Here is a 21,101-nt window from a genome sequence, read left to right on the forward strand (position 1 = left end):
CAACCTGGGCCGCCGCTCTCAGCGCTGGAGGCAACAGTTGGGATCTGCCCTCCAGACAGGCATGAGCCAGCTTGCCCAAGCTGCACAGCCAATTGTATTGCTCTCGCCGCGGGAGCTGGAGAAGATGCGGCGGGCCTGCCGCCTGGCGGCGGATTTGCTCAAGCACCTGGAGCCGATGGTGCAGCCGGGAGTAACCACGCAAGAGCTCAACGACGAGGCCGAGCGCTGGACGCGGGCCCAGGGTGCTAGAAGCGCCCCACTGGGCTACCACGGCTTTCCCAAGTCCATCTGCACCAGTGTCAACCACGTTGTCTGCCACGGCATTCCTAGCCCCAAGCAAATCCTGCGCGAAGGGGACATTATTAATATCGATGTCACTCCCGTTTTGGATGGCTACCACGGCGATGCCTCCAAAACCTTCTTTGTGGGCAAGCCCTCCGAGCGAGCCCGGCGCCTGGTGGAGGTGGCCGAAGAATGCCTGCGGCGGGGCATTGCTGCGGTAAGACCCGGGGGCCGCGTGGGGGACATTGGAGCAGCCATCCAGGAGTACGCCGAGTCCCAGGGCTACAGCGTGGTGCGGGACTTTGTCGGCCACGGGGTGGGACGGCAGTTCCACACCGCCCCCCAGATCCCTCACTACGGCGAGCGAGGAAAGGGGGAAAAGCTCCGCCCGGGCATGGTGTTTACCATTGAGCCAATGATCAACGAGGGCACTTGGGAGGTGAGGGTGCTCTCCGACGGGTGGACAGTGGTGACGGCAGACGGCAAGCTTTCTGCCCAGTTTGAGCATACTGTTGCTGTCACTGAAACCGGCGTGGAGATCCTGACGTTGCCTTCCTCCAGTTAGGCTCCCTATGAGTGCGGATCCCCGCCTGCGCCTCTCCTCTGAGAATCTGGTGCTGCTGTTGGCAGCAGCCGTGGGCCTGGGCACGGGCCTAGGGGTGGTTGGGTTTCGCTATTTGATTGGCTGGTGTCGCCATCTCTTCCAAGAGCTTCTGCTCGGCAACCTTGCCAAGGCTGTCCAACCCTATGGCCTGGAGCAGTTGGGATCCTGGGTGCCGGCTTTGGCACCGCTCTTGGGAGGCCTCTTGATTGGCGTGCTGAAGGTGGCTCTGCCTCTTCCCAACTTCAGCCTCTCCAGCTTGGTAAGTCCTAGCCGAGCCTTCCTCCCTCGGCCAAGCTGGATCCCTCTTAAGCTCGTGGCCGCTGCCATCTCCTTGGGGGCGGGAGCCTCTCTGGGTCCGGAGGCTCCTAGTGTGGAAAGCGGCGCCCTGCTGGGATCCCTGGTAGGGCAGAACCTCCGTCTTGCGCGGGAGCGGGTGCAGCTATTGATGGCTGCCGGGGCGGCAGCGGGCTTGGCGGCGGGGTTTAACGCACCGATTGCGGGGGTGTTCTTGGCCTTGGAGCTGGCCCTGGCCCGCTCCTTTACCACCTCTGCGGTCAGCGTGGTGGTTCTGGCGGCAGTGGTCTCCGCTCTAATTGCTCAAGTGGGGCTGGGAGCGCAGCCGGCCTTCCTGCTGCCAACCATTACGCAGCCGGCTTTTGTCTTGCCTGCCTACGAGCTTCACAGTCTGCTGGAGGTGCCGCTTTATTTGGGCTTGGGCTTTTTGGCCAGCTTGGTCTCCCTGGCCTTTAGCTATGCCCTGGAGGGGGGCAAGCAGCTATTTAGCCGCATGGCGGCCTGGCCAACCTGGAGCAAGCCCATTCTGGGCGGTGCTATCCTCGGCGGTGTTGGCCTCTGGATCCCGTTAGCGCTGGGGGTGGGCTACGAGACCATTGAGTCGATCTTGCAAGGGGTGCCCTTTTCCCTTGGCCAGTTGGGCTTGCTGTTGTTGGGCAAGGTATTCCTCAGCGCGGTGAGCTTGGGCAGCGGCTTTGTCGGGGGCACCTTTGCCCCGGCCCTGTTCCTGGGGGCGGTGTTGGGGGCAGGCTATGGCCAGGTGGTGGGAAGGGTTTTGCCTGCTTTTGCCCTCTCTCCCCCTGCCGCCTACGCCATGGTGGGCATGGGGGCGGTACTGGCAGCCAGCGTGCGGGCTCCCCTGACGGCAATTCTGCTGCTGTTTGAGATGACGCGGGACTACCACATTGCCCTGCCGGTGATGGCGGCGGTGGGCTTGAGCATTTGGCTAACGGAGCATTTGCACCCGCCAGCCGTTTACCCTTCCGCCCGCCGCAGGCAGGAGCCCAAGGGCCTAACAGTTCAAGAGGTCATGGTGCCTCCTTCTCTGCTGCTGCAACAGGATACGCCTCTGCGAGAGGCCCTGGAGCGTTTGCTGCAGCAAAAGTGCCACAGCGCTTTGGTGGTGGACAGGCAAGATCGGCTGCGGGGCATCCTCACCCTGGAAGACCTCGAGCGGGCCTTAGCCCATAGGGGAGCCGGGGAAGTGGCCGAACTGACGGTAGAGCAGGTCAGCCAGTCGCCTGTGCTCACCACTTTCCCCGACGAGGCGGTGGCGGTGGCTGCCGAGCCGATGTACGAGTACGATCTGCGCCAGTTGCCGGTAGTCTCGCGGGAGGATCCGGAGCATGTGGTTGGCCTCTTGGATCGGGAGCGGGTGTTGCTCTCCCAAGAGATTGAATCTGTGCGGCAAGTCCTCGAGCCGGAAGTTCCTGCCTCAGAGGGGAGCGAAAACGGGATCCCTTCTTCCCCTAGGCCGGCAGAGAAGGGATCAGCGCTGCCGCAGCAGGGCGGAGGGGCATTCGTGGTGCAGGGGGCAGCGACCGCAGTCGGGCAGGCGCGCCTTACAGATGCGCTTGCCCAGCCGGATGAGGTTGACGTGTAGGGAATAAGCCTTGCCTGCCGGGATCCGCGGCGACAGTTGGGCAAAGGTGTCGTCGGGATGTCTGGTTCGCACCAAGCCAAGACGGTTGGCCACCCGATGCACATGGGTATCCACCGGGCAGAGATCTCGGCCCAGGCCAAACAACAGCACACAGGCGGCTGTCTTCAGTCCCACCCCCTTCAGGGAGAGGAGATAGGCCAGAGCGTCCGCGTCGTCGAGATCCCGCAAAAAGTCGAGGCTCAGGGATCCCTGGCGCTGGACAATGGCAGCCAGAATCTCCCGAATGCGGGCTGCTTTGAGTTGGGCCAGGCCGCCAGGACGGATCACCTGGGCCACCTCGGCCGGGTTGGCAGCCAAGACAGCTTCCCAGGAGGGAAAAGCGGCTTTGAGGGCGCGAAAGGCGCGGCTGCTGTTGTGGTCGGTGGTGTTTTGGGAGAGGATTGTGCCCACCAATTCGTCCAAGAGGTCGGGATAGAGAGGCAGGCCGTCGGGGCTGCAAGGACGTTGGGGGACGCCAAAGCACTGTTCCAGGCGCGCCAACAGCAATTCCACCGCGATGGTGTTGGGAGGACGAGGCTCCAGCCGGGCTGAGGTGTCGACGGCTGCGGCAAAAGGGTCCCGATCCCATCTCGGCTGTACCACGGCTGGCCTCCTGGGAAAGTTAACGGGCGGAAGCTCGGCAGATCTCCTGAAGCAGGCCGGCAACTGCCTTGCTGGCAGGGGGAGGAGCTGTCGCCTTCAAGTTAGCGGCCATTTGGGCAACCACCTGGGGCTCAGCCAGCCAGCTCAGCGCCGTTTGCCGCAGCAAGTCCAAATTCTCTTCAGACTCTCGCAGGACCACTCCTCCACCCCGCTCCACAAAAGCCAGGGCGTTGTGATACTGATGGTCTTCGGCGGCAAACGGATAGGGGATCAAGATGGCGGGGGTGGCGGTGGCCCACAACTCTGCCAGGCTGAGGGCGCCAGCTCGGCTGATGGCAAAAGTTGCCCGCTGCAGCAGAGCGGCCACATCGGTGCGAAAAGGAAAAGCGCGGTAGCGGGGGTGGGAAGGGATCCCGACCTCACTGCCGCCGGTCAAATGCACAATCCAGGCCCCTGCCTCCAACCAGGCTGGGGCACAGGCGGCCACCAGGCGGTTCAGGCCCTGCGCTCCCTGGCTCCCCCCCATCACCACAATCAAAGGATCCCCCTCTGGAATGGGCAGATCTGCAGGCAAGGGCTGAGGCTGATAGAACTCTGGCCGCACCGGCGTGCCCACCACCCGGGTAGCTACTCCTGGCAAATGCTCCGCTGCTTCCGCCAGGCCCAAGGCTACTACCTGGCAAAACCTTCCCAGCCAGCGGGTTACCTTGCCCGGGATACGGTTAGACTCGTGCAGCAGCACCGGCACTCCCAGCGAGCGAGCTGCCAAGATGGCCGGGGCAGCGATGTAGCCGCCGGTGGTCAACACAGCGTCAAACCGTCCCTCCCGGAGGATCTGCTGCACCTGCCGCGTTGCTCGGGCCAACTGGATTAGGGAGCCCAGCTTCTGCAGAGGGGATCCCTGCCAGCCCGACATGGTGACCCGATGCAGCGGGTAGCACTCTGGCACCAGTTTCTCCTCCAGCCGCTGCGGCACTCCCAGCCATTCGATCTGCCAGGTGGGCAACTGCTCAGCAACAGCTAGGGCTGGAAAGATGTGACCTCCGGTGCCACTGGCTGCCACCAGCAGCCGCGGTGGGGAAGCGGGATCCCTGCCGGTTCTCTTCACCCTTGCCCTGGGATCAGGAGCTGCCGTAGCCGACGTAGCGCAGAAGCGTGCCTCGCTGCCCCAGGATAAACCCTCGGTCGGGGCCGAAAAACTCGATGCTGTAGAAATTGGCGGGAATGCTGCTCAACTTTTTGGCCTCCTCCCAGGTTTTGCCGCCATCAGGGCTGTGGATCAGCGTGCCGCCGCCCCCCACCACCCAGAGATCGTGGTCGTTTTGGTAGGCTGCATCGAGATAGCCAAAGCTAAGGGCTCGCCCAGGTCGCAGAGGCTTAGACCATTTGCCAGAGGTAAAGTCGTCGGTAAAGGCAATTTCTGCCCCCTGATTCAGTTTCCAGGCACTGCCGTTGGGGCCAAAGCCCATGTTCTGGATGCGGCGAGAGCTCTCCCGCAGATAGGGCTTCCAAGCTTGGGTTGCAGGCGTGTACAAAAAGTAGAAGCTGCCGCGCGAGGAAACGGCTAGGTACTCCCCTCCAGGACCGCGGGCAATGTTTTTGATTGCCCCAATCGGCTCCTCCACCTGGGCGTGCCAGGTCTGTCCCCCATCTTCTGTGCGGTAGATGGCTCCCACATTGGTTACCATTTCGGCAGCGCCAGGGCCGAGGGCGTGGATCAAGAGGGGCTCTCCTGGCAGTTGCTTGCTAAGGCGAATCAACGTCCAGTCCGCTCCCTCATTCAAGGTGTGCAGCAGGATCTTCGGCTGCCCCACTACCCACCCTTCTGCCCCGGCAAAGCTAATCGATCTCAAGTAAGCCTCGGGCTCTAGAGCCGACAACTGGCGCACTTGCCAGTGCAGACCGCCATCCTGGGACTCCAGCAGGGTCGCCTTGTCGCCCACCAGCCAGCCATGAGAAGGGTTAGTGCCGGTGAAGGCAATATCCAGCAGGATGCTCTGGGTGGGCACCTCCACCTGTTCCCAGGGCACCACCTTCATCTCTGGCATTCCCGCTGCCATCAGCAGGAGCGAGAAGGCAGCCAACAGCACTAGTCTCAGGAGCTTCACCATTTTGTTACTCGACGAAATAAAAACTCATCAAAAACAGAAACCCCAGCGCCAACCCCAGGAAGATGAGGAGGTTTTTTTGCGCAGGGGTCATCACGTTAACCCCAAAACCGTAGCGCAGGTTTTCCTGAAAGCCGGAAGGCTTGCCCTTGGCGCCCACCGCTTGGAACAGGCGCTTATCGGCTCGGCACACTGGACATCTCCAGGTAGGGGGCAGCTCCTCAAAGGGCACGCCTGCCGGGATGCGATTGAGCTGATCCCCCTGGGTTGGCTCGTAGACATAGCCACAAGCGCGGCATTCGTACCGCTGCAGGCTCTGGGGATCGCCAAGCTGAGCCTCGGTTTCATCCTCCGGCAGCTCGATTAGCTTGGGTGCCTTGGTGGCTTTGGACGGGTCGACAAGAGGCGAGGGGGCGCCATTCATGGATTGATTGAGGAAGGGTCTGCGTTGCTCGATCCTATTATGAGAGGATCTGTTACAAAAATCTACTTGCTTTCTCCGCAATGCTTTTGTACACGTCTAGCCCGCTGGGGAGCTGGCGTTGCCCCCCAACCGGTCAGGGGATCCTAGCCGGGGATCCCGTGCTACGTTTCGTGTTATGCCAGTGGTTGTTCCCCCATGACTCCGTCCCCTCGTCAACTTACTCTCAATCACCTGCTCATCGTCAAAGATCGCCAAGGGCCTAAGGCTTACTGGCTGACAGCTGAGCTCTATTCCCTGGGGCGGGATCCAAGCAACAGCATTCGCATCGACTCCCAGTACGTCTCCCGCCACCACGCCCTTTTGGTGAAGACTGAATCTCCCACCTCTCCCGACGGGTTTACCTACCAGATCATCGACGGAGACATCCACGGCAACCCCAGCACTAACGGCCTCTACGTTCGGGGGGAGCGGGTAGAGTTTCGAGAACTCGAAGATGGAGACGAAATCCAGTTGGGCAGCGACGCCACCGCCACCTATTTGCGTCAGGCTTGCGATCTGGACAGGATTCTCTCCACCTTTGAAAATACCCAGATCGTCGGCCTGTGAGATGGAACGCCTGGCAGGGCAGCAACCTCCCAATTGGTAAGTAGGGGGGCGCAAGAACCTCTTGCCCGGCGTCGTTCTGGGGTACGTTAGCATCGTGGTATCCGTCGGCTTGAGGCTGCTGGCTCTCAGGGTTTATGCCGCCCATCACCAAGATCCTGATTGCCAACCGGGGCGAGATTGCTCTGCGCATTATCCGCACCTGTCAGGAAATGGGGATCCGCACAGTGGCTGTCTACTCCACTGCGGATCAGAACTCGCTCCATGTCCAACTGGCGGATGAGGCAGTCTGTGTCGGGGAAGCCCCTGTGGCCAAAAGTTACCTCAACATCCCCAACATCATCTCGGCAGCCCTTACCCGCGGGGCCAATGCCATTCACCCGGGCTACGGCTTCTTGGCGGAGAATGCCAAGTTTGCCGAGATGTGTGCCGACCACAACCTAATTTTCATTGGCCCTTCCCCAGAGGCCATGCGCAAGATGGGTGACAAGGCTACCGCGCGGGAGACCATGCAAGCGGTGGGGGTGCCGACTGTCCCCGGCAGCCGCGGGTTGATCACCTCTGAAGAGGAGGCGCTGCGGCTAGCTGAGAAAATCGGCTACCCCGTGATCCTCAAAGCCACGGCCGGCGGTGGGGGGCGGGGTATGCGGGTGGCCCGAGATCCCCAAGAATTGCGGAAGATGATGCGCACCGCCCAGGGGGAGGCGCAGGCTGCCTTTGGCAATGGGGGCATCTATTTGGAGAAATACCTCGAGCGCCCCCGCCACGTGGAGTTTCAGATTTTGGCTGACAGCCATGGCAATGTGGTGCACCTCTACGAGCGGGATTGTTCTATCCAGCGGCGGCACCAAAAGCTGTTGGAGGAGGCCCCCAGCCCTGCTCTAACCCCGAGCTTGCGCGCCCGCATGGGGGCTGCGGCAGTGAAAGCAGCCAAGGCGGTGAACTACGTGGGAGCGGGCACGGTGGAGTTTTTGCTAGACAAAAACGGCCAGTTCTACTTCATCGAGATGAACACCCGCATCCAGGTAGAGCACCCCGTAACCGAGATGGTGACGGGGCTGGATCTCATTGCCGAGCAAATTCGCATTGCCCAAGGTCAGCCCCTCACCTTTCGCCAGAAGGATGTGCAACTGCGAGGCCATGCCATTGAGTGCCGCATCAATGCCGAGGATCCCAAGCAACAGTTTCGCCCTTGCACAGGCACCATCACTGCCTACTTGCCCCCCGGTGGGCCAGGGGTGCGCATGGACTCCCACATCTACACCGACTACACCATTCCCCCTTACTACGACTCGCTATTGGGCAAGTTGATTGTCTGGGGGCCCAACCGAGCAGCGGCCATCCGCCGCATGCAGCGGGCTTTGGGAGAGTGCGCCATCACGGGCGTGCCCACCACGATCCCTTTTCACCAGCAGATCCTGCGCCACGAGGCTTTTTTGCGGGGTGAGGTGCATACGGATTTCATTGCCCAACACCTGCTGGGCGGCCAGTCTGAACGATAGACTGGGGCAGACAGCTAAACCCTAGCCACCACCACCCGCTGCGGCTGATCCTGGTACTTGCCTTGGCGGTCGGCATAGGTAATTTGACAGGGATCCCCCTCAAAAAACAGCAGCTGTACCACCCCTTCGTTGGCATACACCCGGCAGTCAGCGCTGGAGGCGTTGGAAAACTCTAGCGTCAGGTAGCCGCGCCACCCCGCTTCCGCTGGAGTCAGGTTGGCAATTAGCCCCACCCGGGCGTAGGAAGACTTGCCGATGCAGAGGACAGTGATGTTGTCGGGCACCTGCAGCCGCTCGAGGGACACCCCCAGCCCGTAGGAATGGGCAGGGATGATGAAGTAGTCCCCCATCTCGTCGTGGTGGAGCTCCACCGGCTCGAGGTTCTTGGGGTTAAACCGCTTGGGATCTACCACAGTACCAGGCACATGGCGGAAGATCTTAAACTCCACGGGGGAAAGACGAATGTCGTAGCCATAGGAGGAAAGCCCATAGCTCAAAACAGGCCGCATTTGTCCATTCCACTCCACGGCCCGCACCAATTCGGGGCAAAACGGCTCGATCATCCCCCGCTGCGCTTGCTCACGGATCCAGCGGTCGCTCTTTAGCATGGCTAGATGACGGCAAGACCAGAAGGTACTAGGGACTACTGACTTGCGAGGGATCCCGGCGCCTGCCCAGAGCCCGCGAGGACTCCTGCCGGGGGCGTAGCTGGGTGATGAGATCAGCGCGTTCCAAAAGGGAAGCCGGCATTTCGGGCCCGGTGATGATCATATCCATCCAGACCGGCCGCTGATCGACCAAATCCAGCACCTGTTCTTCCGGGATCAAGCCCAGCTTGATGGCCAAGCTCAGCTCATCCAGCACCACCAAGCCATACCGGCCACTCCTAACGGCCTCCTGGGTAAATTGCCACAACTCGTCTAGAGCTACGCGCTCCTCTGGCTCCAGATGCGGCGTATCAATGCAGCGGTGTAGACGGCAGCGAACCCACTCTAGGGAACTGCCCAGCAAAACCCGGTTCTCCGGCCCTTGCTTAATCCCGCCTTTGAGGAATTGCACAATCAACACCCGCGTTCCCTGACCAGCCAAGCGCAGGGCCTGGACCATCACAGGAGTGAACATGCCCCGGCCGGGCTGGGTGTAGAGCTGCAGCGATCCCTGGGGGATTAGGTGGGCGGGAAAGGCTCCATACCCTTGGAGAAAGGAGTCGCCCGCGGTAGAGCTGGCTTGGGCGGCAGGCTGTTTGACGGGGGCAACAGAAACAGCGTCCTTGGGGGAAGGCATACGGCTAAGGGAGGCAGTGCGAACCACCGTTTTATCTTGGGAGTGGGCTAAAGGACAAGACCCTACAGCGGCGGAACTACAAGTTAGAAGTGCCATCCATAACCCGCACCAAAGCTCCGCTACCCCTTGCCGAGGTAGCAACGGCCGCTAGGCTGCAGAGCCTAGAAGTGGACCAAGTGTCGGCTACAGATTCCATGAAACACCCCCTACAGCTCTCCTTGGACGTTCTCCCCAGCTCTAGAGGATAGAGATTTTTTCACGGCTTGTAGCGGCTAGGTTTCTACTCGCTGGGGGGCTACACAGCGCCAGATATACCACGAGCCTGTGGGGGACGCCATGCCCTAATCCCCCTCGCGGCAGCGGCGCAGAGTGCTTGCCATGAATGCCGGGGCTTGCGCTGCCTTTTTTTCTGGTCGGGAGCCGGGACTAGCAGCAGCCTCTTTCCCAAGCTCGGCCAGATAAGAGGGGGATCCTGCCGTCCTGGGTATAAAGGGAGCGGAGCAGGTGACAGGGTATGGCGGACTCCCTTTCCTAAGAGCTGGCTGGGCAACTGCAGGACAATGGCCGCAACCCAGGTGCTTCCATTCTGGTCTGTGGCTACAACGATTTAGCGGAGTCGACGCTCGAGATTCTGGAAGAGTTTGGACAGCGGGCAGTGGTGGTGGCTCCCTGCCTGCCGCCTTCTCGGAAAGGGGAATGGCAATACCTAGAGGGGGATCCCCAGCAGGCGGAGGTGTTGCGCCGGGCTGGGATTGAGCGGATCAAGGTGGCGCTGCTTTTGGAGGACAATGACCAAGCCAACTTCGAGCTGGCCCTCTTGATTCGAGATCTCAACCCGCAGGCGCGCATTGTCTCTCGTCTGTTTAACACTGGCCTTGCCCGCTACCTGGACTCGATTTTGCCGCAGCATTTTTCCCTGTCGGTTGCGGGCTTGGCGGCTCCGGCCTTTGCCCTCAAGGCTGTCTCGGACGAATTTGTCGGCTACTTCGAGCTGCCTCAGCTGGAGGCGCAGCCGGCCACGCTGCCGCCGGAGCTGGCGGATCCGCTTTATTTTGGCGCCCCCCAAGAGACCACCCTCTGGAACGTGGTGGAGCTGACCATTGGCTACAACTCCCGTCTGCTGCACATGCCCCTCTCGGAACTGGAGGAGACCTTTCGGGCGCGGGTGCTGTTTCACTACCCGGTGGACGGGCTGTCCAACTTTTCCGAGTCTCGGATTTTTGATGACTTCGACCACGAAGCAAAGCTGCTGGAGGGGGATCGCATTTTGGTTATCTGTGACCCCCGGGCCTACCTGCAACTGTTGGAGCGCAACGGAAGGCGCGGCTCTTCGCGGGCGCAACGCTGGGCCAGTGGACAGGTGCAAGACAAACGACAACGACGGCGCGGCAAGTCGTTCAGCCGGCTCCTATCTTGGCTGCGCAGAAGCCTGCAAGGACTGCTGCAGGTCAAGCCTATCGTGCGCACCCTCGCCTTCACCTTGGGGGCCATGTTGGTGCTAGGGGTGATCAATTTCAGGGCGATCGGCAAGCCGGTCTTCGACGCTCTGTTGCTAACTATCGTGGTGTTGACGGGGGGGTATGGCGACATCGAGGCTTTTCAGCAGGCGGAGACTCCCCTAGGAGTGAAGGTAGTGGCGGTGGTCATGACCTTGGTGGGGGCTGCTCTGGTGGGGTTGCTCTATGGGTTGGTGACCGACAAGTTGGTAAGCAGCCGCTTCGGCTTGGGCCGAGCTGCCCATATGCCCAAAGGGGATCATGGGGTGATTGCGGGGTTGGGACGGCTGAGCTACTTGGTGCTGCAGTTGTTGCGGCAGATGGGCTATGAGGTGGTGGCGGTGGAGCCCGACGCCGACAATCCCCTGCTGGGGGCGGCAGAACGGGAGGGGGCGGTGGTGATCCGGGGCAACTACGCTCTAGCAAGCACCCTGCAACAGGCCCGCATCCAAAGCAGCCGCTGCCTGATCTGCACGACTCCTGACGATCTCACCAACCTCGAGACTGCCCTAACTGCCCACAGCCTACACCCCGGCATCCGCACCATTTTACGGGTTACCGATGCCGAGGTGGCGGCGCGAATGCAGCGGCATCTGCAGGCCCTGGGGATCAGCTACAGCCCCACCGCCCTGGGGGCGCGCGCTTTTGCTACTGCAGCGCTGGCGGGAGCCGTTTACGGCACCTTGACTTGGGAGGGGGAAACGCTGCTGGTGACGCTGCTGGAGGTCTCGGCCCATGACCCTTACCTGGGGCTATCCTTGCGACAACTGGCCCAGGATTACGACCTGGCGATCCTGCTGCATCACTCCCGACCGGACCGGCCCTGTGTTTTTCCCAAGATCTGGCAGAAAGAGGGGGAGACTGTGTTGAAACGGGGGGATCGCTTGTACGTGATGGGGACGGTGGGATCCCTGATTCGCCTGGCCCAGGGGCGGCCCCTGCCGCCGGAGCTCTATCAAGTGCGGCTCCTGGAATATCGCAACCCCTACTTTGAAGACGAGATCCTCTCCACCTTGGCGTTTTATGCGCGGCTGCCTAAAACGGCCCTGAAGCCACTGTTGCGCTGTCTGCCGGCGGTAGTGAGTCCCCCTCTCCCCCGCGACAAGGCCATTAAGTTGGCCCGCCAGCTTCGCAAAATGAGCACCGAGGTGCAGGTCTTTGCCCACGTGCAGGCCAGCGAGCGGATCCCAAGGTGTCGAGGCCGGCTACATGGCTGAGCCTCAAGGTCAGGGGCATAGAAAAGGTATCGGCTAGGGGTCGGAGGAAGCGGTGGGGAAGTTGGCGATGCCCGTTTCCAGGTCGTCAAAACAGGTCAAGACCTTTTCCATTGAGGTCAGGCGGAGGACAAGGGCGACGCTTTCGGGAACGCCACAGAGGCCGAGATTGCCACCGGCAGCCCGGCACTTGCGCAAGGCTGAGATCAGCACCCCCAGGCCGGAGCTATCCATAAAAGTAACCGCTGACATGTCGATCAACAGGTTGGTGTAGCCAAAATCCAAAACCTGCTGCAGCACCTGCCGGGCTTCGGAAGCGGCCTTGGCATCAAAACGACCCTCCAGGGGCACAATGGCTAGCTTTTGCCCTTGCGGAGTTTCAGCGGTACGGATGCGCAGCTTAAAATTCATCGTTTCCCGTCAAAACCTCATGCCCCACCTTAGCACCCTCGGTTGCAGAAAATCCCGCGAAAACTCCGCTATACAGCTTGCGCTGGAAACTTCTTTTGCAGCCAAAAGGGAAGACGGGAGCTAGCTAGATCTGGCTTCCCCAGTCATCCACCTCTCCAATGGGACTTTATTCAGACTTTGGCCGGATCGAGGGCGTAAGTCGAATCGAACGCGGGAAGGGACCTGGGCAAGCGAGGGCGGTGCATAGCCAGCAACTGGGCCAAGCGCTTGCGCAGCTCGGTCCGCGGCACAATTGCGTCGATAAGCCCGTGAGCCAGCAGGTATTCGGCAGTCTGGAAACCCTCTGGAAGCTTGCCCTTGCCGATGGTTTGCTCGATAACATTGGGCCCGGCAAACCCCACCTGGGCACCCGGCTCAGCTAGGATCAAATCCCCCAACATGGCAAAGCTGGCTGTTACTCCCCCGTAGGTGGGATGGGTAAGTACCGAAATAAACAACTGCCCGGCTTCGCGGTGCCTCTGCAGGGCGGCTGCTGTCTTGGCCATCTGCATGAGGCTGAGGATCCCTTCCTGCATGCGGGCTCCCCCCGAGGCCGAGAAAATGATCAGGGGCAGGTGATCGCAGGTGGCCCGTTCGGTAAGGCGGGTGATCTTCTCGCCGACTACCGAGCCCATGCTGCCGCCCATGAAGCGGAAATCCATGACCCCAATGGCCACCCTCCTGCCTTCCAAAGTGCCCAGCCCGGTCAGGACGGCATCCTTGAGCTGGGTGCGCTCTTGGTAAGAGGCCAAACGCTCGCTGTAAGGCTTTTGGTCAAAAAAGTGGAGCGGATCGGTAGGCGCCAGGTGGTCGTCGAGGGGCTGCCAGGAGCCGGGATCCAAAAGCTGTTGCAGCCGCTCTGGGGCGGTAATGCGATAGTGGTAGCCGCAGCTCGGGCAAACCTGCCAGTTCTGCTGCAGATCCTTGGTGTAGGTGAGGGCGTCGCAAGCTGGACACTTCTGCCAGAGGCCGTCGGCAATCTCCCGCACTTGCCGCTCTTTGTCAAAGGGGCTACTGCCAGTTAAGTTAAGGGAAGTCTGCTTGCGCCGCTCGGCAAACCAATCCAGTAGAGACATGGTTCCTCCCATGGCTGAGGATAGCAAGTGCTGAGATCCTCAGGCCCTGCTGGTAAGCCTTGAAATTTATCTTAACGTCTTCAAGCCCTCAGGCAATTGCCAAACTGGATAGAGACCATGACTCCAGAGACCCAGTGGCAGGTACTGACCACAGGGGATGGTTCCCTGACTTTTTTCTCTCAGGAGTTCGGGCAGGCTTTCCACAACGTCAGCGGCGCTGCCCAGGAGGCGCTGGAGAAGTTCGTCCGCCCTTGCCGGCTGGATCGGCTGCCCCTGGAGCGGGACCCCAAGGAGCCCATCTGCCTTTTGGATATCTGCTTTGGCCTTGGCTACAACTCCGGCCTCGCCTTGGAGACAATTTGGCAGGTGCGGCCCGACTGCCGCGTGGAAGTCATTGGCCTAGAGCGATCCCCAGAGGTGCCCCGCCAGGCCTGGCAGGTGGGGGTGGGATCCACTTGGAGCTTTAGCCAGGAGTGGCAACACTTTATCGAGAAGGGATCCTGGCAATCACCCCGCTGGCGCGGAACTCTGCTGTGGGGAGATGCCCGCCAAACCCTATTCCAGGTGCCGCGGGGATGGGCGGACGCGGTGTTTTTGGATCCCTTTTCTCCTGCCGTTTGCCCGGAGTTGTGGACGGTGGACTTCTTGCGGGCGGTGGCTGAGCGAATGCGCCCCAGCGGCATCTTGGCCACCTATTCCTGTGCAGCGGCAGTGCGGGCAGCTCTCCTGGAGGCGGGGCTGTTTATCGGCTCTACGCCCCCGCTGGGCCGCCCCTGGCCGGGCACGGTGGCCTCACCTCAGCCAGACTACCTACCGCCTCTCTCGCCTATGGAGTGGGAGCACCTGAAAACCCGCGCCGCTGTGCCCTACCGGGATCCCACCTTGAGGGGAGACAGAGCCCAAATCCGGCTGCAGCGCCAGCGAGAACAGCAAACTTCACCCCTTGAGCCCACTTCTGCCTGGAAACGCCGCTGGCTTGGCCAAACCTAATTCAGGAGGAAAGAGGCGGGAGTCTACTGCCTCGCTTCCTAATCTTGTCTTGATGAAGTAAAGTTACGATGAAGAGAGCGATTTCCTGAGGTAGCCGTGGCTTCCTCCCCCGCTGGCGGTACATTGGTTGGTCTTTGGGCCAATCAGCACCGGGTCATCCTGCAGGCCTTTCTGAACCTGTCCCGAGCTTCTCAGGTGGATCTGGAGCAGCAGCGCCTCTTTGTCCAAAAGTTGCGGCAGCGCCTCTCCCGCCACATTCAATTGGAGCGCCACGCCCTCTACCCCCTGCTTAGGGCGGCTCTAGGGGCGGATCCTGACCGCCTCAGCCAGCTCGATGGGTTGGAGCAGCAGATGCGGGATCAGATCCCGGAGTTGACTTGCTTTTTGCACCAGGCGGAGCGTGACCCGCAGCGGTTGGATCTGGGGGCAGCCCTGCATCTGTACCAGCAATTGCGGGCTCAGTTTATGCAGGAGGAGAAAGTTGTACAGCCGCTCTTTGCCCAACATGTTTCTCTCGAGGCGGAAGAGCAGCAACTGCGCCTGTTCCGCAAACGGCTGCAGGCTAGCACTACCTTCCAAAGTTCCGCCAACAGCCGTCGCACCAAAATGGAGGAGTGGGAGCGACAAGCGGTAACCCGCCCTGTCTTGTCCCCTGAACGCTGCTAGCCCTCCCAAGACGCAGCGCTGGCCGCTACTCTCTAGCCGACGGGGGTTGCGTCAGTCCTCTCTTGCAGTTGTTGCCAGCCGGGGAGGATTTCTGACCCAGGCAGATTCCTAGGGCCTAAACCCATGTCAGCCTGGAATCCAAAGCTGGCCCGAAGGCAGTGCCATGGAGTTTATCCCGGTGAAGACTGAGGCGAAAACGTTAAAGCAAGATTAATCCCAAGGTGTTTGTAGCAAACAATGCTTTTAAAAAAGGATCGATAAAATAGAGGCAATGTCCCACCTGGAGCCCCCACCATGGATTACTCTCCTTCTCTGGCCCAGCGCTATATGAAACTATGCGAGGCCTACCTTTCCCTTAACGAAGCTTTCGACAAACTGGATCAATCCCACAGCCGCCTGCAGGAGAGCTTCAGGAAACTTCTTGGCACGGCCCAGAAGGCTTTGGTTAAACTGCCCATCTTACAACAGCACATCGAACAGTTACAGCAGTGTGTCGAACAGAGGGATCGCTTGATTCGTTCCCTGCAAGGAGACCTGCAGGAGAAAGAAGCTCGGCTGGGCGAGCTGATTGCCAGACATGACCAAGTCTGTCACGAGCTGGAGTCCACCAAAGCAGATCTGGTGAGCGCTCAGGCGTTGACTGAGAAACTGAAGGCGGAGAATGCCCAACTTCTGGAACAAGTGAGTGGCCTCACCAACTTGGAGGGTGAACTAGCAAGCTTGACAGAACGGCTGAACCACCTAGAGGCAGCCCGCCAAGGGTTGGAGGCCCGCAACCGTGAGCTAGAAGCAGCCCTGGGAGAGCGGGATCGGCAAATTGATAGCCTGCAGGAGCGGCTGGCTCAATTGGAGCAAGAGAATGCCTTGCTGAAGGCGCAGCTGTCTCAGGTGGCTGACCTGCTTACCGAGGACTCGGTAAACCTCCTGCAAGAAACAGAGAAGGCCGTTGAGGCCGATAGGGAGGTGCTGCCGCTGGTGCTGGCCTCGCTGCAAGAGAATGAGCGCCTTGTGCCAGAGGCCGAGCAACTCCTCTCCTCTTGCTCAGAGCTGGCCCAGATGGAGCCGCAGGCGGCTTGATTCAGAGTTAGCCTTCTAGCCAGGGTTGACAACTGCACACTAGGTGGCGATCCCCGTAGGCGTTGTCGATGCGGCTGACACTGGGCCAAAACTTTCGGCTTTTCACCCACGGAAGGGGGTAGGCAGCCAGGGAGCGGGGGTAGGGGCGATCCCAGTAGTCAGCGGCCACCACCTCGGCGGTGTGGGGGGCAAGTTTAAGGGGATTGCGCACGGGATCCATCTCGCCCCGCTCAATGGCAGCAATCTCTTGGCGAATGGCAATCATCGCCTCGCAGAAGCGATCCAGTTCCTCCAGGGATTCGCTCTCGGTGGGCTCCACCATCATTGTCCCCGGCACCGGCCAAGAGATGGTGGGGGCATGGAAGCCGTAGTCCATCAGCCGCTTGGCTACATCTTCTACCTCAATGCCGGCGCTTTTCTTGAGGGGGCGCAAGTCCAAGATGCACTCGTGGGCCACCCACCCCCCCGGCCCTTTGTAGAGCACTGGGTAGTAGGGATCCAGCCGCCTGGCAATGTAATTGGCGTTGAGGATGGCCACCTGGGTGGCCAGGGTGAGGCCAGCGGATCCCATGAGGCGGATGTAGGCCCAGGCAATGGGCAGGATGCTGGCACTGCCCCAAGGGGCGGCGCTGACCGGGCCGTTGCAGCCGCGCAAAAAGGGATGGCCAGGCAAATAGGGCAGTAGGTGATGGGCAACCGCAATGGGCCCCACCCCCGGCCCGCCCCCGCCGTGGGGGATGCAGAAGGTCTTGTGCAGGTTAAGGTGGCAGACATCGGCTCCCAGCTCCGCAGGACGGCAGAGGCCCACCTGGGCATTGAGGTTGGCCCCATCCATGTACACCTGACCCCCCGCCTCGTGGATCATCTGGCAAATCTCGCGGATCCCCTCCTCAAACACCCCATGGGTGGAAGGGTAGGTGATCATCAAAGCTGCCAGGCGTTCCCGATGCTGCTCCACCTTGGCCCGCAGGTCTTCGAGGTCAATGTTGCCGGCCCTGTCGCAGGCCACGCTCACTACCTGCATCCCCGCCATGACGGCGCTAGCGGGGTTGGTGCCATGGGCGGAAGTAGGGATCAGGCACACCTGGCGCTGGCTTTCCCCGCGGGCTTGGTGATAGCGGCGAATGGCCAGCAAGCCGGCATATTCCCCCTGGGAGCCGGCGTTGGGCTGCAGGGAGACACCGGCAAAGCCCGTGATCTCCGCCAGCATCCGCTCCAGCTGGGCAAAGAGGGTTTGATAGCCCCGCGCCTGCTCCAGGGGCACAAAGGGGTGGAGCTGGGCAAACTCCGGCCAGGTTATGGGCAGCATCTCTGCTGCGGCATTGAGCTTCATGGTGCAGGAGCCGAGGGGGATCATCGCGTGGACGAGGGAGAGATCCCGGCTCTGCAGACGGTGGATATAGCGCTGCAGCTCTGTTTCCGAGTGGTAGCGGTTGAACACCGGATGGGTGAGGTAGGGAGTGGAGCGCAAGAGCTGAGGCGGCAGGCTTTGGTTGGGATCCAAACCCAGGCCCTCGGGATCCCAGCCTGGCTCTTCAGAACCGGCAAAGATCTGCCAGAGATCGCGCAGGTCCTGATCGGTGGTGGCCTCGTCCAAGCTGATCCCCAGGGTGACGTCGTTAATCCGCCGCAGGTTAATGCGCTTCTGGGCGGCCCGCTCCTGGAGCTGCTGCACCTGCTCTGGGGAGGCTGCCCTTACCCAGAAGGTGTCAAAGAAATACTCTGGCCCCACCTTGTAGCCCAACTGGCGGATTGCGGCGGCTAGCTGATGGGCCTGGCGGTGGATGCGTTCGGCAATTTGCCGCAGGCCGCGCGGGCCGTGGTAGACGGCATACATGGAGGCTACCACGGCCAAGAGCACCTGGGCGGTGCAGATGTTGCTGGTGGCCTTGTCGCGACGGATGTGCTGCTCTCGGGTTTGCAAGGCCAAGCGTAGGGCCGGCCTTCCCTGGGCATCTTGGGAGATCCCCACCAGGCGCCCCGGCAGCAGCCGTTTGTGGGCCTCACGGGTGGCAAAGTAAGCCGCATGGGGGCCGCCGTAGCCCAGGGGCACCCCGAAGCGCTGGGTGGTTCCCACCACAACGTCCGCCCCCCATTCTCCTGGCGGTTGCAAGAGAGTTAGGCTGAGCAAGTCGGCGGCTACCGTTACCACCATCTCTCTTTGGTGGGCCCGCTCCACCAGGTCGCGGTAATCCCGGATCTCCCCGTAGGTGTTGGGATACTGTAAGAGCACGCCAAAGCCATGCTCAAGCTCAAACTGCAAAGGATCCGCCACGCGCACCTGGATCCCCAAGGGCTCTGCCCGTGTCTGCACTACGGCAATGGTCTGGGGATGGCAGCCACAGTCCACCCAAAAAACTGGAGATCGCTTGCCCGCCAAGGTGTAGGCCAGGCTCATGGCTTCGGCAGCCGCAGTCGCCTCGTCCAGTAGAGAGGCGTTGGCGATCTCCATTCCCGTTAGATCCACAACCATCGTCTGGAAGTTGAGCAGGGCTTCTAGCCGCCCCTGGGCAATCTCCGCCTGGTAGGGAGTGTAGGGCGTGTACCAGGCAGGGTTTTCCAGGATGTTGCGCTGAATTACCGGCGGCGTCAGGCAGTTGGAATAGCCCATGCCCAAAAAAGAGCGCCACACCTGGTTCTGGGCCGCCATTGCCCTCAGCTCCGCCAACACCTCCTGCTCGCTGCAGGGAGATCCCAACTGCAAGGGCCGATTGCTGCGAAGGGTTGCTGGCACTGCCTTTTCCACTAGCTCTCGGAGGGAGCTCAGCCCCAGGGCCTGCAGCATCTGGCGGATCTGCCCGGCATCCGGCCCGAGGTGCCGCCAGACGAAGAGTTCCCGCTGCTCTAGCAGCTCTAGCTCAGGATCGGGGGCAAGGGGAGGTTGAAGAGCGTGCTGCCCAGAGGAGCCAAGGGGATGGGGGTGGAGCTGTGTGGAGTTGGACATAGGACAAGCTAAGGGCAAGAGGAAGTCAGCCAGCTGCAAGCGAGCTGTTTCCTGATCATAGTTGTTAAAAATTATTTCCGCCGGTATACAAATCCGAGTTTGAGGCTCGATGCAAGGTAGCGAGGATGAGACACTAAAATCTATCCCGTGAGCGTTGGTATGGCTGCTTTCAACCCTGTCTGGAGAGGTGGTGCTATGCGCCGGCTGCTGTCGACTTGGTTGCCCTTCCTCTTGCTGCTTTGCCTGGGCTTGGCCTCCTTGGGGATCCCTGCCGTGGCGGCGGAGCTGCCGCCGGTAAGACACCTTGACACTCCCATTGACGTCAACAACACCATCCTGCGCAACTACCGCCAGTTGCCTGGCTTCTACCCTACTCTGGCTCGCATCCTGGTGAAAAACGCTCCCTACAAGAGCCTAGAGGACATGCTGAAGATCCCGGAGCTGACAGAGCAGCAAAAGGCGCTGATTAGGGCCAATGCGGAGAACTTTGTGTTTGGAGAGTACCGCGAAGGGGCTAGCCAGCTGGAAAACCGCATTAACCAAGGCTACTACGGCTGATTCTCCCAAGAAGTGCAATTCCCCTAGTACGACACGTCTAGCGGGTAGAGGGGCTTCCCGAGTCCCTTGCCTGCTGGCGCTGGGATCCCCAGAGCTCTCCAGCAAACCCTGAGGATTCCGTCTGGGGCAAACCAGCCGAGGAGGCGCGATGAAACGGCCACAGGTTTTGATCTGTGGCTACTACGGCTACGGCAATGCCGGCGACGAGGCCTTGTTGTTGGTTCTGCTGCAGCAGCTCCGGCAGTTGCCCAACCCCGTACAGCCGGTGGTGCTTTCTCCCTGCCCTGAGGCAACCGCTGCCACCTATGGGGTGCTGGCCTGTCCACGCTTTGATGCCTGGGCTTTGCAGCGCTGTTTGGCCCAGGCTCAGGCTTTCATCTGGGGCGGGGGTAGCTTGCTGCAGGATCGCACCAGTTGGCGCAGCCCCCTCTACTACCTGGGACTGATGCTCTGGGCCCAGCGGCGGGGTCTGAAAACCTTGGCTTGGGCGCAGGGGATCGGCCCCTTGGAGCGGCGCTGGATCCGCAAGCTGGCCCGCCACTCTCTAGCAAGCTGTACAGCCATCAGCGTGCGTGACGGAGTGGCCTCCCGCTACCTCCAGGAGTGGGGGATCCCCCACCAAGTAGCCCCGGATCCGGTTTGGGGCCTGCCTGCCAAAACTTTGCCCGAATGGGAGACGTGGCCTCAGCCCCGCATTGCTGTGGTCCTACGGCAGCATCCCCAGCTTACTCCAGCGCGACTGGAAACTTTGGCGGAAGCCTTGCGACGCCTCCAGGCTGCCACGGGGGCCTATCTTCTTTTCGTGCCCTTTCAGCTAGCTCCTCCCGGATCCCTTGACCTAGGGCCAGACTACCACTTGGCCCAGCAGCTTTACCATCGCCTGCCCCACCACAGCCAGGTGGTGGAAATCCGGGATCCCTATCTTTTAAAGGGGGTCTTTCGGGGGGTGAGATTGGCCATTGTTATGCGCTACCACGGCTTGGTGATGGCGGCAGCCGAGGGCTGTGCCTGCTTTGGCCTCAGCTACGATCCCAAAGTGAAAACGCTGCTTGAGGAATTGGGCATGCCCGGCTGGGATCTAGAGGAGATCCCGGAAGATCCCGAGGCGCTGCACCAGGCTTGGCTAGCCTGCTATGCCGACGGGCCAGCCCTCAGCCCTGACCAGGTGGCCGTTTGGGTAGAGCGATCGGCCCAGCACGCCCAGTTGCTGAGGCAGCACTTGTCTTGAAAAAAGGGGGAATCCCAAGCTCCGCCCTCGAGGGCTGGGGAAAGCATAGCCGTTCT

The 21,101-nt window shown here is 61.1% G+C and carries 19 protein-coding genes; 10 read left to right on the top strand and 9 right to left on the bottom strand.

Annotated elements, in window-relative coordinates:
• Positions 1-61 precede the first annotated feature (61 nt).
• On the top strand, positions 62-847 hold the full coding sequence (gene map, locus NW804_RS06305) for a type I methionyl aminopeptidase (protein WP_414395566.1): 786 nt from the start codon (positions 62-64) through the stop codon (positions 845-847).
• Positions 848-854: 7 nt separating this feature from the next.
• Positions 855-2,783, top strand: a complete 1,929-nt coding sequence (locus NW804_RS06310) for a chloride channel protein (protein WP_414423127.1) — start codon at positions 855-857, stop codon at positions 2,781-2,783.
• On the opposite strand, the gene NW804_RS06315 is transcribed toward NW804_RS06310, so the two are convergent.
• Genes NW804_RS06315 through NW804_RS06330 form a run of 4 tightly spaced genes read right to left on the bottom strand, consistent with a single transcriptional unit; the run spans position 2,670 to position 5,957 of the window.
• A complete protein-coding gene (locus NW804_RS06315; RefSeq protein WP_414423128.1) occupies positions 2,670-3,425 on the bottom strand; it encodes an endonuclease III domain-containing protein in 756 nt (251 codons plus the stop codon). The genes NW804_RS06310 and NW804_RS06315 overlap by 114 nt on opposite strands.
• Before the next feature lie 19 nt (positions 3,426-3,444).
• Complete coding sequence (murG, locus tag NW804_RS06320; RefSeq protein ID WP_414423129.1) at positions 3,445-4,533, bottom strand: undecaprenyldiphospho-muramoylpentapeptide beta-N-acetylglucosaminyltransferase; 1,089 nt, start codon at positions 4,531-4,533, stop codon at positions 3,445-3,447.
• 13 nt (positions 4,534-4,546) lie between these two features.
• Positions 4,547-5,536: a photosynthesis system II assembly factor Ycf48 gene (locus tag NW804_RS06325; RefSeq protein ID WP_414405768.1), complete on the bottom strand. Its 990-nt coding sequence runs from the start codon at positions 5,534-5,536 to the stop codon at positions 4,547-4,549.
• Positions 5,537-5,540: 4 nt separating this feature from the next.
• Positions 5,541-5,957 (bottom strand): rubredoxin, encoded by a 417-nt coding sequence (locus tag NW804_RS06330; protein ID WP_414423130.1) that lies wholly within the window; start codon positions 5,955-5,957, stop codon positions 5,541-5,543.
• Between the two features lie 195 nt (positions 5,958-6,152).
• Between NW804_RS06330 and NW804_RS06335 the strand changes: the two genes are divergently transcribed.
• Positions 6,153-6,563 carry an FHA domain-containing protein gene (locus NW804_RS06335; RefSeq protein WP_414395235.1) on the top strand — a complete coding sequence of 137 codons (411 nt, stop codon included), beginning with the start codon at positions 6,153-6,155 and terminating at the stop codon, positions 6,561-6,563.
• 134 nt (positions 6,564-6,697) lie between these two features.
• The gene (gene accC / locus NW804_RS06340; protein ID WP_414420939.1) at positions 6,698-8,062 is read left to right on the top strand and encodes an acetyl-CoA carboxylase biotin carboxylase subunit; all 1,365 of its coding nucleotides are present in this window, start codon (positions 6,698-6,700) and stop codon (positions 8,060-8,062) included.
• A gap of 14 nt (positions 8,063-8,076) precedes the next feature.
• On the opposite strand, the gene dcd is transcribed toward accC, so the two are convergent.
• Positions 8,077-8,670 (bottom strand): dCTP deaminase, encoded by a 594-nt coding sequence (dcd, locus tag NW804_RS06345; protein WP_414395239.1) that lies wholly within the window; start codon positions 8,668-8,670, stop codon positions 8,077-8,079.
• Between the two features lie 28 nt (positions 8,671-8,698).
• Positions 8,699-9,346: a cob(I)yrinic acid a,c-diamide adenosyltransferase gene (locus NW804_RS06350; protein ID WP_414423131.1), complete on the bottom strand. Its 648-nt coding sequence runs from the start codon at positions 9,344-9,346 to the stop codon at positions 8,699-8,701.
• Positions 9,347-9,896: 550 nt separating this feature from the next.
• Between NW804_RS06350 and NW804_RS06355 the strand changes: the two genes are divergently transcribed.
• On the top strand, positions 9,897-12,059 hold the full coding sequence (locus tag NW804_RS06355) for an NAD-binding protein (protein WP_414423148.1): 2,163 nt from the start codon (positions 9,897-9,899) through the stop codon (positions 12,057-12,059).
• A gap of 33 nt (positions 12,060-12,092) precedes the next feature.
• Here the strand turns inward: NW804_RS06355 and NW804_RS06360 are convergent, their stop codons facing one another.
• Positions 12,093-12,467: an STAS domain-containing protein gene (locus tag NW804_RS06360; protein ID WP_414423132.1), complete on the bottom strand. Its 375-nt coding sequence runs from the start codon at positions 12,465-12,467 to the stop codon at positions 12,093-12,095.
• A gap of 170 nt (positions 12,468-12,637) precedes the next feature.
• On the bottom strand, positions 12,638-13,582 hold the full coding sequence (accD, locus tag NW804_RS06365; protein WP_414395249.1) for an acetyl-CoA carboxylase, carboxyltransferase subunit beta: 945 nt from the start codon (positions 13,580-13,582) through the stop codon (positions 12,638-12,640).
• A gap of 117 nt (positions 13,583-13,699) precedes the next feature.
• Here accD and NW804_RS06370 point away from each other — a divergent pair, with 117 nt between their 5' ends.
• From NW804_RS06370 to NW804_RS06380, 3 genes are all read left to right on the top strand, one after another.
• Positions 13,700-14,572 (top strand): tRNA (5-methylaminomethyl-2-thiouridine)(34)-methyltransferase MnmD, encoded by an 873-nt coding sequence (locus NW804_RS06370; protein WP_414405773.1) that lies wholly within the window; start codon positions 13,700-13,702, stop codon positions 14,570-14,572.
• Positions 14,573-14,668: 96 nt separating this feature from the next.
• Positions 14,669-15,238 (top strand): hemerythrin domain-containing protein, encoded by a 570-nt coding sequence (locus NW804_RS06375; protein WP_414420936.1) that lies wholly within the window; start codon positions 14,669-14,671, stop codon positions 15,236-15,238.
• A 294-nt stretch (positions 15,239-15,532) separates the two neighbouring features.
• Positions 15,533-16,315 (top strand): hypothetical protein, encoded by a 783-nt coding sequence (locus NW804_RS06380; protein WP_414395257.1) that lies wholly within the window; start codon positions 15,533-15,535, stop codon positions 16,313-16,315.
• A gap of 7 nt (positions 16,316-16,322) precedes the next feature.
• On the opposite strand, the gene gcvP is transcribed toward NW804_RS06380, so the two are convergent.
• On the bottom strand, positions 16,323-19,259 hold the full coding sequence (gene gcvP / locus NW804_RS06385) for an aminomethyl-transferring glycine dehydrogenase (protein ID WP_414423133.1): 2,937 nt from the start codon (positions 19,257-19,259) through the stop codon (positions 16,323-16,325).
• A 195-nt stretch (positions 19,260-19,454) separates the two neighbouring features.
• Here gcvP and psbU point away from each other — a divergent pair, with 195 nt between their 5' ends.
• Both psbU and csaB read left to right on the top strand, forming a co-directional pair.
• Positions 19,455-19,817, top strand: coding sequence for a photosystem II complex extrinsic protein PsbU (gene psbU, locus NW804_RS06390; protein ID WP_414395262.1), 363 nt, complete (start codon positions 19,455-19,457; stop codon positions 19,815-19,817).
• Positions 19,818-19,965: 148 nt separating this feature from the next.
• A complete protein-coding gene (gene csaB, locus NW804_RS06395; RefSeq protein WP_414405066.1) occupies positions 19,966-21,045 on the top strand; it encodes a polysaccharide pyruvyl transferase CsaB in 1,080 nt (359 codons plus the stop codon).
• Positions 21,046-21,101: the final 56 nt, after the last annotated feature.

Source organism: Synechococcus sp. WC10meta (genome assembly GCF_047461475.1).